At 62.5% G+C, this 11,958-nt stretch carries 10 protein-coding genes; 4 read left to right on the forward strand and 6 right to left on the reverse strand.

Annotated elements, in window-relative coordinates; all coding sequences use genetic code 11:
* The first annotated feature begins 234 nt into the window (after nucleotides 1-234).
* The 3 genes from HA399_RS07585 to HA399_RS07595 all read left to right on the forward strand — a co-directional run bounded on the left by HA399_RS07585 (nucleotide 235) and on the right by HA399_RS07595 (nucleotide 4,830).
* A complete protein-coding gene (locus tag HA399_RS07585; protein WP_404326688.1) occupies nucleotides 235-2,385 on the forward strand; it encodes a TonB-dependent siderophore receptor in 2,151 nt (716 codons plus the stop codon).
* 469 nt (nucleotides 2,386-2,854) lie between these two features.
* Nucleotides 2,855-3,748 carry a LysR family transcriptional regulator gene (locus HA399_RS07590; RefSeq protein ID WP_054556023.1) on the forward strand — a complete coding sequence of 298 codons (894 nt, stop codon included), beginning with the start codon at nucleotides 2,855-2,857 and terminating at the stop codon, nucleotides 3,746-3,748.
* Between the two features lie 380 nt (nucleotides 3,749-4,128).
* Nucleotides 4,129-4,830, forward strand: coding sequence for an HD-GYP domain-containing protein (locus HA399_RS07595; protein ID WP_404326689.1), 702 nt, complete (start codon nucleotides 4,129-4,131; stop codon nucleotides 4,828-4,830).
* Nucleotides 4,831-4,937: 107 nt separating this feature from the next.
* On the opposite strand, the gene HA399_RS07600 is transcribed toward HA399_RS07595, so the two are convergent.
* Together HA399_RS07600 and putP are read right to left on the reverse strand one after the other, a co-directional pair.
* A complete protein-coding gene (locus HA399_RS07600) occupies nucleotides 4,938-5,807 on the reverse strand; it encodes an urea carboxylase-associated family protein (protein WP_404326690.1) in 870 nt (289 codons plus the stop codon).
* 163 nt (nucleotides 5,808-5,970) lie between these two features.
* The gene (putP, locus tag HA399_RS07605) at nucleotides 5,971-7,455 is read right to left on the reverse strand and encodes a sodium/proline symporter PutP (protein ID WP_404326692.1); all 1,485 of its coding nucleotides are present in this window, start codon (nucleotides 7,453-7,455) and stop codon (nucleotides 5,971-5,973) included.
* A gap of 331 nt (nucleotides 7,456-7,786) precedes the next feature.
* On the opposite strand from putP, the gene HA399_RS07610 reads away from it, so the two are divergent.
* The gene (locus HA399_RS07610) at nucleotides 7,787-8,719 is read left to right on the forward strand and encodes a LysR substrate-binding domain-containing protein (protein ID WP_175090238.1); all 933 of its coding nucleotides are present in this window, start codon (nucleotides 7,787-7,789) and stop codon (nucleotides 8,717-8,719) included.
* Nucleotides 8,720-8,853: 134 nt separating this feature from the next.
* Here HA399_RS07610 and HA399_RS07615 read toward each other — a convergent pair whose 3' ends face one another.
* The 4 genes from HA399_RS07615 to HA399_RS07630 all read right to left on the reverse strand — a co-directional run bounded on the left by HA399_RS07615 (nucleotide 8,854) and on the right by HA399_RS07630 (nucleotide 11,858).
* A complete protein-coding gene (locus tag HA399_RS07615; protein ID WP_279830454.1) occupies nucleotides 8,854-10,167 on the reverse strand; it encodes an arsenic transporter in 1,314 nt (437 codons plus the stop codon).
* A gap of 61 nt (nucleotides 10,168-10,228) precedes the next feature.
* Nucleotides 10,229-10,951 carry an arsenical resistance protein ArsH gene (arsH, locus tag HA399_RS07620; protein WP_378080066.1) on the reverse strand — a complete coding sequence of 241 codons (723 nt, stop codon included), beginning with the start codon at nucleotides 10,949-10,951 and terminating at the stop codon, nucleotides 10,229-10,231.
* 78 nt (nucleotides 10,952-11,029) lie between these two features.
* Nucleotides 11,030-11,461 (reverse strand): arsenate reductase (glutaredoxin), encoded by a 432-nt coding sequence (gene arsC / locus HA399_RS07625; RefSeq protein WP_054556029.1) that lies wholly within the window; start codon nucleotides 11,459-11,461, stop codon nucleotides 11,030-11,032.
* The gene (locus HA399_RS07630; RefSeq protein ID WP_404326695.1) at nucleotides 11,454-11,858 is read right to left on the reverse strand and encodes an ArsR/SmtB family transcription factor; all 405 of its coding nucleotides are present in this window, start codon (nucleotides 11,856-11,858) and stop codon (nucleotides 11,454-11,456) included. Before HA399_RS07630 ends, arsC begins: the two co-directional genes overlap by 8 nt.
* Between the last annotated feature and the right edge of the window lie 100 nt (nucleotides 11,859-11,958).

Here is an 11,958-nt window from a genome sequence, read left to right on the forward strand (position 1 = left end):
GATGTCAGTACAATTACGTAAATAGAGGTTTGCTGAGCGTTAAATAAGGCAAAGCTCAGGTCATTCCGCGGAAAAATCACGCATTTTTCGTTGCGGTAGCATTTGATAAAGATTAGCATTCGCGACTCATTTACTGGCGCGGGGGGCGTCAGTCATGGCCACTTTCTGCTCATCGAGCGGATGAAAGGTGTGGTTCAGCAGGACGCTGTCGCATCGCGTACAAAGGGTTCTCAGGTGCCAAATCATTCTCGGGATAGCGCTGCAAGCACGAACAAGGGACATTTCTCCTGCCTGATCTTCAGCCTGATGGCATTGCCGGCCACTTCGCTGGCAGCAGAGGGCGCCAACTCAAGCGAGTCGCCAGTCGCGAATTCGGTGATCGTGGTGACCGGAGAGCGTGAAGGCGAAGTGGCGCCGGGCAGCTACCGCGCCGAGGCCTCGAGCCTGGCCAACAAGCAATCGGTGGACTTCCTCGAGCAGGCGCGCACCATCAATGTCGTGACCCAGCAGGTCATGCATGATTTCAATCTGGATGATCTGGAAGAGGCGCTGCAGCCGGTCGCGGGTATCCAGCTGGGCAACACCCTGGGGGGTACCGAAGACGGCTTTGTCAAGCGAGGCTTCGGCAGCAACAGTGATGGCTCGATGCTGATCGACGGCATCCGTCAGCCGCGCCGTACCTACACCACGGCGACCGTGGACCGCGTCGAGGTGCTCAAGGGGCCGTCATCGCTCTTCCAGGGCCAGCAGAACCCCGGCGGCGTGATCAACATGGTCACCAAGCGTCCGCAGTACGAGGCGCACACCGAGATCAGTGGAGAGGTCAGCTCCTTCGGCGGTGGCAATACCACCCTGGACACCACCGGCCCCATCGAGGATACCGGCCTGGCCTATCGCTTCATCCTCTCGCATGAAGATGAAGACTCCTGGCGCGAGTACGGCAATGACCGTCGCACCACCATCGCCCCGTCACTGCGTTGGGAAGGCGAGCATAGCAGTGCCCAGATCAGCTACGAGTATCAGGACTACGAGCTGGATATCGATCGTGGCACCGTCTTCTATAACGGCAGCGCCGCCAACGTCACGCGTGGCACGCGTTTCGATGAATCCTGGAACCGCGTCTATGGCCATGACGAGTCCGTCAATGCCTGGTGGAAGCAGGAAGTCACCGAGAACTGGGACATGAAGCTGACCTACGGCTGGACGCGTCGCCAGTACAGTGACGCGCGCGCCAATGTCACCGACGTCAGCGACAGCGGCGATGTGACCGTGCGCGCCGAAGAGAACCAGGGCTATGATCGCAGCGAGCACTACACGGCGCTGGACGCCATGGGCGATGTCGAGATTGCCGGCCAGCGTCACCAGCTGGTCATCGGGGCGGACTACGAGACCACTCGCGACTATCTGGATGAGCGCTATTTCGGCGATTCCGTCACGGTCTCCACCGTCACTGACGTGAACCACGGCCAGCTGGCCCAGGTGGCCTCCGACGACATCAACACCTCGCGCAGCAATCGTCTTGATGAGACCCAGGCCATCGGGGTCTATGTCAGCGACCGCTGGTATCTGACCGACAAGTGGATTCTGGGCCTTGGCGGGCGCTACACCTGGTTCGATCAGCAGAGCGGGCAGGGCGAGGACTTCGTGTCTGACCCCGATTACAGCGACGACCTGTTCCTGCCCTCCGCGAATCTGCTGTATCGCATCGACGATGCGAGCTCCGCCTACATCAGCTACAGCGAATCCTTCGTGCCGAACGGCAGCGACAGTGACAGCGGCGAGAGCCTCGACCCCGAGCTCGGCAAGGGCTACGAGATCGGCTACAAGCGTCAGTGGAATCCGCGTCTGGCGACCTCCGTGGCGCTCTACCAGATCCGCAAGGAAAACGTCGCAGTCACTGACAATGGTGTGACTCGCACCATCGGTGAAGCCGGCTCGCAAGGCCTGGAATTCAGCCTCGAAGGGGCCCTGACGGATCGCACTTCCTTGCTGTTCAGCTACGCCTACACCGATACCGAAGTGCTGGAGGATACCGAAGGCACCGAGGGCAATCGTCTGCCGAATGCGGCGCTCAACGCGGCCAGCCTCTATCTGGCACATGATCTGGCGATCGATCCGTCCTACGGCGAGTGGCGTGTCGGCGGTGGCGTGCGCTATGTCGGCGAGCGTGAAGGCGATGACGACAACAGCTTCTCGATGGATGCCTATACCGTGGCAGATGCCTTCGTCGGCTGGCGTCATGACTTCTTCGGCCCGGACACCGAATTCAAGCTGAATGCGAAGAACCTGTTCGATACGGGTTACTACTACGGCAGCGGTGGCGATACCCGCGTGCTGGTAGGTGACCCGATGGAAATCACCCTGTCAGCCAGCGTCGGCTGGTAATGCGGCCCCCTCTGGCAGGCTGACTCGCCAGGGGCGGCTAGATGCCAGGATAGTCACGACATATAGACAGTCACGGCATATAGACAGGCAAGACAGACGATATAAGCCAGTTTCGGAAGTCGGGTGATCTGGTGACCTGATCATAGACTGGTGATCTGGTCATAAGCTGGTGATCTGGTAATAGACTGGTGCTACTGGTGATCTAGAAATAAAAAGGGGCGCTCATCAGCGCCCCTTTTTTGTATGCGTTATCTAACGCCAAGGATCTTCACGCGCCATTTGTCGTCTTGAAGACCTTGTGACAGCAGACGTCAATGCGGCTGGTAGACTGCTGGCATGATGCTCTGTGACTGACTGTCTTTGATCGCGTGTCTTCAATAGCGTGTCTGCGGTCGAGTATCTTCGATTGAGTGTCTTGGCGTGCTGCCTCTGTGTTCCCTCTCGACATCCAACCTGCCTGGAGAGCCCCATGCTCGAATCGCTTCCTCTGGCCGATATTCGTGCCTTCGTCATGACGGCGGATCATGGCAGCTTCACCCGCGCCGCCGAGCAGTTGGGCGTGTCGCGGTCGCAGGTCTCCAAACAGGTCACTGCGCTTGAACAGGCACTGGGCGTGTCGCTGATGCAGCGTTCGACACGCTCGTTGCGACTCACCGAGAGCGGTCATCTGCTGCATGCCCAATGTCGTAGTGCGTTGGGCGACATCACCCAGATCGTGACGCTGGTACGTGAGGAGCGCAACGCCATGCGCGGGAGGCTGCGCATCAACAGCGTCGGCGGGCCGATCGGCGAGCGGCTGCTGGCACCCGCCGTGCACGCCTTCATGCAGACATGGCCGCAAGTGCAGGTGGAGCTGGATTTCAGCAGTCATCGTGTGAACCTGATTCGTGATGATTTCGATATCGCGCTGCGCATGGGCGCCCTCGAGGATGCCGACTTCATCGCGCGTCCGTTGATGACATTGCCCTACGTGGTGGTGGCCAGCCCCGACTATCTCGCCCGCCATGGCGCGCCAGACACGCCCGGCGAGCTGGTGGATCACCGCTGCCTGGTCGGCTCGGTCTCGCGCTGGTCCTTCACCGCACGCGGCGCAGAGCCTCGCGAGTTGCAGGTGGACGTGGGTGGCCAGCTTGAGTGCCGCAACGGGCATGTGCTGGTTAGTGGTGCCATCGCCGGCAATGGCATCATTCGCGTGCCCAGGCTCTACTGTGAATCAGCCATCGCGCGAGGAGAGCTGCAGGAGTTGCTGAGTGACTGGCAGCCGGCGGATGTGCCGTTGTCATTGATCTATCATCGTGAGCGCCATCGCCCGCTGCGCACGGTGCGCTTGATCGAGCATCTGCTGGAATGGTTCGCGAGATGATATGCGCGCGTCCCTGAGCGCGGTATGCGTCATGCTGCAATACGAATAAGGTAAAGATTCGATGAAGGAAACATTGAGGCACGTCATTATTATCGCCTAATATTCACCAGGTACATTTATCACGTGCTTTCTATCGAGTGCTGTCTATCAAGAGCTTTCCATCAAGTCCTTTTTAGCAGGTGCAGGGTCTTGGAAGAGCTGGGCTTCAAAACGGATATGAAGGCCCGATCTTGCGAGACGGATGTGAAACACAAATCTAAAAAAACGAACGAGAAATAGGCGTTCGTCATTCCGGGCTGATGCGACCCTATCTGGCGCATCGATCATGAGCCCCCTGATGACTGACGACCCTTGATAGGCAGATTGAACAGGGAGCCCCCATGAAACATGCCCTGTGCGCGACGCGATTCGCGCCCGCCGGTGATGCCCCCTTGCCGGATTACCTCTTCAAGCCGCCCCCCGGGGCGAAGACGCTCGAGCCCGGGCTCCTGGCCCTGGCGTGCCTCCTTCATCGTCATCATGGCGATACCCTGGCGCATTCCTGGCGGGTGGCGGGGCTGACGGTATTTCTCTACGCAAGGCTGTTGCCGTCCGGTCAGCGCAAGGTGCCACTGCATGACCTGCATAGCGCGGCCCTGCTGCATGATATCGGCAAGGTCGGCATCTCGACGGAGCTTCTGGATGCCCCGCGTGCGCTCAGTGATGAGGAGCGCATCACGATGCGCGATCATGCCGGTCACGGCGGACGCCTGTTGTTTACGCTGCGCGGCCCCCTGAGAGCGCTGGCCAGTCTGGTGGCGATTACCCACCACGAGGGCTGGAATGGCCAAGGGTATCCTGCCGGGTCCACCGGGGGTGCCTTGCCACTGCATTGTCAGGTTGTCGCCATGATGGATGTCTTCGATGCCCTGGCCTCGCCGCGCGCCTACAAGCCGGGTTGGTCGTTGAAGCGTCTGGTCGGGTTGTTCAGCGAGGAATCCGGCAAGCAGTTTGATCCTCGTCTGATTGCCCGCATGGCGCCGCTGTGGACATCGCTGCACGCCGAACATCGCCGTTTGTATGAGCAGACAAGCCGAGGGTGAGGCGGCGATGCCCGTACATGAAAGGCAAAGCCCCCTGTCGAGAGTCTCGGCAGGGGGCTTTGTTACATCAGTATCCGATAAAGGCGATCAGCGTACCAAAAGCCGCATCAGCAGCAGCGCTCACGCTTGATGGCGGCCCAGTCGGTGGTGGGGTGCTGGCGGCCGTGATTGCCGGCGTAAGCCGCGACCTTGGGCGACTCCCAGTCTGCGAGAACATCGCCTTCCAGTCGATAGATCTCGACACCGAGCGGGTTGCAGGTCTCGAGCGGGTCACGCGCATCAGGGCCCCACAGGTCCACTGACAGATCGCCGCCCGGGCAGCAGGACATCGCGCACAGCAGGTCCGTCTCGGCGAAGAACTCCAGGTAATCACCCTTGCGTGCCGGGCAGGCCTTCATGAAGTACTTGTCTTCATTGTTGAGGCCAGTGCACTGGAAGATGTTGAGCACATCGTGGATATCGAATTCGGTCAGGCCCCAGGGCTCCACCGCGCGCACCAGGTTGGAGTGGCAGTGGTGATCGAAGTCCTCGCCGGTCAGCAGGCGATTGACGTAGGGGTCGCAGCGCGTGCCCAGCAGGTCATGCACGCGGCCGCCTTCTGCATCGACGCCATAGTCGGCGAGGGTGTCATCGATGATGGTCGCCATCGGGCGCAGGTAGGGCAGTGTGGACCACAGGCGATCATAGGTGCTGACATGCGCGCGCTGCAGCTGGCGGGTGCGAGACGCCCACATGCGCTCACGCGGGTTGTGCAGGTTCCACATGTTGAAATCGCCGACCTGTGAACCCTCGGTGATCTTGATGCGCAGCACGTGGCCCGCCGGCACTTCCCACGCCAGGCCATCGCGCAGCGGCACGGTATGGGTCGCGACCAGGGTGCGCTCGGCCTTGCCTTCGGTGAGGCTGTCGTAGAAGTCGCGATCGACGTCCAGAATCGAACCCTTGCTGGCTTGATAGGCGGCAGGTACATCACTCATGACAGGACTCCTCGTAAATCGAAATTGGATCTGATGACCAGGCCGGACAACCTGAAATTCGCTGCCCGGCTGGGGGCTTTCGTGCACTGCCGGCAAGTGTCATGGCCGGCAGTGGCGGTATCTGCAGGGCGCAGGGGGAGGTTCTTGGTCCCCCTGCGCGGGGTCATGCCTGTTCGCGGCGCCAGTGCTTCATCAGGCGGTCGAAGCAGGCGCTGGCGGCAGGTTCTGCGTTCATGCGGCTGACGATGACGACGGCGATCAGGGCGAACAGGAAGCCGGGCACGACCTCGAACATGTCGAATATCTCCAGCGGGCCGCCGCTCAGCGGCTTCCAGATCGCGACGGTGAGGGCACCGACCAGCAGGCCGGCGATGGCGCCATTGCGGGTCATGCCACGCCAGAACAGTGACAGCAGGATGACGGGACCGAAGGCGGCGCCGAAGCCACCCCAGGCGTAGGACACCAGGCCGAGGATGCTGCTGTCACGCTCGCTGCCCATCACGGTGGCGAGCAGTGCGATGCCGATCACGCTGGCACGGCTCAGCCAGACCAGCTCCTTCTGCGTTGCCTTGGGGCGAATCAGGCCACGGTAGATGTCTTCGGCGATGGCGCTGGAGCAGACCAGCAGCTGGGAATCGACGGTACTCATGATCGCGGCCAGGACACCGGCCAGAATGAAGCCTGCCACCCAGGGGTTGAGCATGATCTGGCTCAGGGAGATGAAGACACGCTCGCTGTCCGTGAGACCGCCACCCAGCTCACCGCCGAACCAGTAGTAACCCAGCACGCCCACTGATACTGCAGCCGCCATGGTGATGGCGGACCACAGCAGGGCGATACGCCGCGACACCTTGATATCTTCACGCTTGCGCACGGCCATGAAACGCACCACGACGTGTGGCTGGCCACAGTAGCCGATCGCCCAGCCGGCCAGCGACAGCATGCCCAGGAAGGTCACGCCTTCCATCAGACCACCGATGGGGGCGACATCCTGCGCCGTTGCCGGGGCGGCTGCGCCATCGCCGAACAGCGCCACTGCCGTCATGGCAGCCACGGCACACAGCGAGGCGGCCATCATCAGGCCCTGGATGAGGTCGGTCCACGAAGCGGCGAGGAAGCCACCGAGGAAGGTATAGCCGACGATGACCAGCGCGCCCAACCACAGTGCGACGCGGTAATCGATGTCGAAGAGCCCTTCGAACAGCACGGCACCACCGACCAGACCCGCCGAGACATAGAAGGTGAAGAACACCAGCATGACCACGGAAGACAGGGTACGCAGCACGCGTGAGCGGTCCTCGAAACGCGCTTCCAGATAGTCCGGCACCGTCAGCGCATTGCCGGCCGCTTCGGTGAACACGCGCAGTCGCTCGGCGACCAGGGTCCAGTTCAGGTAGACGCCGACCAGGGTCCAGACCGCGATCCAGGCTTGCGAGAGGCCACCACTGAAGATGGCGCCGGGCAGGCCCATCAGGGCCCAGCCGCTGAGATCGGAGGCGCCGGCACTCAAGGCCGCGACGCTTGGTGGCAAGCCGCGTCCCCCGAGTATGTAATCCGACAGATTGTGGGTGATGCGATAGAAGTAGATGCCGATGCCCAGCATCAGCAGCAGATAGAGCCCGAACGACAGCAGGACAGGTAAGTTCATCCTAGGAGACCTCATGGTGACGCCGAGGCGTCTTGTTATTGTTCACCAGTGGTGTCGTGTTGCAGCAGGCTTGCGCGGAACAAGCAGCGGGGAGCTGGCAATATCACTGACACCTTCACCTTAGCCATGAGGTGGATTGCAGAAAACTGACCATTTTTCGTTTAACCTATGACTTCATATCATGGGTTGCCGTCACATGCTGGTTGACGCCTTTCTTCTATCAGGGCGCTGCTCGCAAGCACTCGGCACAGCGCTTGGCACAGGAACTCGGCACCCAGTTTCTGGCACCCGGTTTCTGGCGCCCGGCCAGGCCAGTCATCAAGGACATCCCATGCGACCCAGTCTGTCATCGCTCAATGCCTTCGAGGTCGTGTCACGCCTGGGGAGCATCACCGCGGCTGCGGATGAGCTCAACATCACCCAGTCGGCGGTGAGTCACCAGATACGCCGCCTGGAGGCCACGCTGGAGGTCAGTCTGCTGGAGCGGGCCGGACGCGGCGTGGTGCTGTCACACGCCGGGCGCCGACTGGCCGATGGCCTGCAGGCCGGCTTTGCCAGAATCGAGCAGTCGGTGGCCGAATTCGAGGTCGACCCACAAGGCGTGCATCAGCGGCGCCAGCTGCGCGTCAGCTGTCTTCCCTCGGTGGCGGTGCGCTGGCTGATCCCGCGGCTCAACAGCTTTCGCGAGCAATGCCCCGATATCGCGGTCAGCCTGCAATATGCCGGCATCAGTGCGCGGGGGCTGCTGCCGGAGGTCGATGTGATGATCACCTGGCAGGACGAACTCCCGGACAAGGCATCACAGGCGTTCCGCTTGTTCTCGGGGGCCACCCAGCCGGTGGCCAGTCCGCTGTATCTGGAGCATCACCGCCGTCCGTCCCAGCCGGCAGACCTGTTGAAGCTGGAGCTGATCCACGATCAGTCGCGCCAGCCCTGGCATGACTGGTTCAACAACTGCGGGCTGTATCCCTCCCAGCTCGACAAGGGCGATCTCTATCAGGACTTCAGTCTGCTGAGTGCTGCGGTGGTCGCGGGGCAGGGGGTCGCGCTGTGTCCGCCACGCCTGATCCGCAAGGAGCTTGAGGACGGCACCCTGGAATGCCTGTTCGAGATGGCCGCCAATCCCCAGCGTGCCTATTGGCTGTTCCATCACCCGCAGCCCGCCAGACATGTGCAGCAATTCTGCGACTGGATGCGCGCGGAGATCGCCGCCGAGGGAGAAGCGGCCGACAGCGGGGTCATCGTCAGCCGCCGCCAGCCCTGACGGCGGGCATCTCACTGCCAGTCAATGGAGCACGCAACGCAAAAGCCCCGCCGGGATTCGGCGGGGCTTTCTTGTGCAAGTGCTCATGTCATGACGGCCTGAGCCATGGCCCTTGGCCAGGAGATGGCGGCCTCTCAGCCGTTGAGCACGCCCAGCCAGGCCCACAGGCCGAGCAGGGTGGCGATCAGCACCGGCGGCGTCAGCACCAGGCCGACCTTCATGTACTGTCCCCAGCTGATGTGATGGCCTTTCTGATCGAGCACATGCAGCCACAGCAGTGTGGCGAGACTGCCGATCGGGGTGAACTTGGGCCCCAGGTCATTGCCGATCACGTTGGCATAGACCATCAGCTCACGCGTCGCGTCACTGACCTGCTGCGCGGTGAGGTGGTCGATGGCCAGCGCGCCGATCAGCGTGGCCGGCATGTTGTTCATCACCGAGGCGGTGACGGCGGCCAGCACGCCGGTGCCGAGGGTGGCGACCAGCTCGCCTTGGCTCGCAAGCCAGGCGAGGATGTCGCTGGCGTGATCGGTCAGACCGGCATTGCCCAGCCCGTAGACCACCAGATACATGCCCACCGAGAACAGCACGATCTGCCACGGCGCCCCGCGCAGCACCGGGCCGAGTTCGATCACGGCATCACCGCTGCCCAGCCAGCGCCCGGCGATGGCCAGCAGAATCAGCGCGGCGCTGCCGGTGACGACGGCGAGCGGAATGCCCAGCGGCGCGGTCACGAAGTAGGACACCAGCAGCACCCCCAGCAGCGGGAAGGCTGCGCGGAATACCTGGCGGTCCTTGATGGCGCTCGACGGTGCCTCGAGCTTCTCCAGCGCGTAGTGCGAGGGCAGCTCCTTGCGGAACATCAGCCACAGCACGATCAACGTGGCGGCCAGCGCGATCAGATCGACCGGCACCATCACGGCGGCGTAATGCGTGAAGGAGATGTCGAAGTAGTTGGCGCTGACGATGTTGACCAGATTCGAGATCACCAGCGGCAGGCTGGTGGAGTCGGCCACGAAGCCGGTGGCGATGATGAAGGCCAGCGAGGCCGCCGCCGAGAATTCCAGACGCACCAGAATCGCGATCACGATCGGCGTCAGCAGCAGGGCCGCGCCATCATTGGCGAAGAAGGCCGCGATCACCGCGCCTAGCAGCACGATGAGCGGGAACAGCTTGCGTCCATTGCCGCCGCCCCAGCGCGCGACATGCAGCGCGGCCCAGCTGAAGAAGCCCGCCTCATCGAGGATCAGCGAGATGATGATCAGTGCCACGAAGGTGAAGGTGGCGTCCCAGACGATATCCCAGACCACCAGCACATCCGGCAGATTGACCACGCCGCAGGCCAGCGCGACCACGGCGCCGCCGAGGGCGCTGGTGCCGATGCCCAGCCCGCGTGGCTGCCAGATCACCAGTGCCAGCGTGATGGCGAAGATTGCCAAGGCAAGCATGACGTCTCCTTGTCGAGGGTGAAGAGTAAGTGAGAAGCCGCGTGTGCGACCGCGGATTGCGTCAGATCGTGCTCTGATTGACGCGTCGGGAGACCTCTTCGGCGCTCTCGACACGCTCCGAGTAGCGCTCGGTCAGATAGGCGCTGCGGTCGCGGTTCATCCAGGTGAACTTCATCAGCTCTTCACAGACATCGACGATGCGCAGATACAGCGGCGACAGGCGCATGCGGCCATGCTCGTCGAATTCATTGAAGGCCTTGGGCACGGATGATTGGTTGGGGATGGTCAGCATGCGCATCCAGCGGCCCAGAATGCGCAGCTGGTTGACGCTGTTGAAGCTCTGGCTGCCGCCACTGACCTGCAGGATGGCCAGCGTCTTGCCCTGGGTGGGGCGCACGCCGCCCAGTGACAGGGGAATCCAGTCGATCTGTGCCTTCATGATCGAGGTCATCGCGCCGTGGCGCTCCGGGCTCGCCCACAGCATGCCCTCGGACCACTGGGCCAGCTCGCGCAGCTCCTGCACCTTGGGATGATCGGCCTCGCAGTCATCCGGCAATGGCAGGCCGGCCGGCGAGTATAGGCGCACCTCGGCACCGAAGGCACGCAGCAGGCGCGCCGCTTCCTCGGCGGCAAAGCGCGAGAAGGAACGCTCACGCAGCGATCCGTACAGCACCAGAATGCGCGGCGCATGACGCGGGGCATCCGGCCCGACCAGACGATCGATCTCCAGCGGTCGCCAATGCTCGGCATCGATATTGGGCAGGTCGGCCAGTGCCGCTTTCATCTCATCGGTCATGAGTTCATTGGTCATGGTGTCGCCTGTCGGCAGGTGAGACGTGTCGGGAGTGTGTGCGTTCATGATTCAGGTCCTGGGGGCGTGGACGACGTCGCCGTCTTCCTTGGTGTATTGCGCGACCGGGTTGTCCAGCAGCTCCAGTACCGCCTCCGACGGGCGGCATAGGCGCGTGGCCTGCGGCGTGACCACGATGGGGCGATTGATCAGGATCGGGTGGGCCATCATGGCGTCGATCAACGCCGCATCGCTCAAGGCCGGGTCATCCAGATTGAGCTCGTCATAGGGCGTGCCCTTGCGGCGCAGCAGCGGGCGCGGGCCGCCCCCCATGGCGGCAATCAGGGATTCCAGCGTCTCGCGCGTCGGCGGGGTGACCAGATACTCGATCACCTCCGGTGTCTCGCCGGAGGCCTTGAGCATGGCCAGCACATTGCGTGACGTACCGCAGGCCGGGTTGTGATACATCGTGATCTTGCCGGAAGAACGGACGGAATCAGTCATCGTTGCGAGGCTCCTGAGAAGCACAGGGGGTGGAAGAGGTGCTGCAGTCGGGTACGGTGAGCGAGGCCAGCAGTGGGTCGCAGACCACCGAGGAACCCGCGCAGCAGTCGCGTACCAGAAACTGCACGGTGGCGAGCATGTGCTCGAGGTTGGCGCGGTAGATCAGCGAGCGGCCTTCGCGCTGGGAGTGGATCAGCCCCGCGCGGCTCAATACGCCCAGATGGGTCGAGAGCGTGTTGTGCGGCACCTCGAGACGGCGTGCGATCTCGCCGGCAGGCAGGCCTTGTGGCTCATGGCGGACCAGCAGGCGAAACGTGTCCAGACGCGTGGCCTGGGACAGCGCCGCGAAGGTGTCCAGCGTGGCCTGCGGGTCGGGCAGGCTGTCGGAGTCATTCATTTGATCTGTCCATATGTCGAGACTTGTCGAAATGACGATGGTGCGATGATAGATCAGCGTGCCGCAGATGGGAAGTCTGCTCTCTGCTCTCGGCCATCAG

Origin of the sequence: Cobetia sp. UIB-001 (assembly GCF_044789135.1) — a bacterium.
Lineage (GTDB): Bacteria > Pseudomonadota > Gammaproteobacteria > Pseudomonadales > Halomonadaceae > Cobetia > Cobetia amphilecti.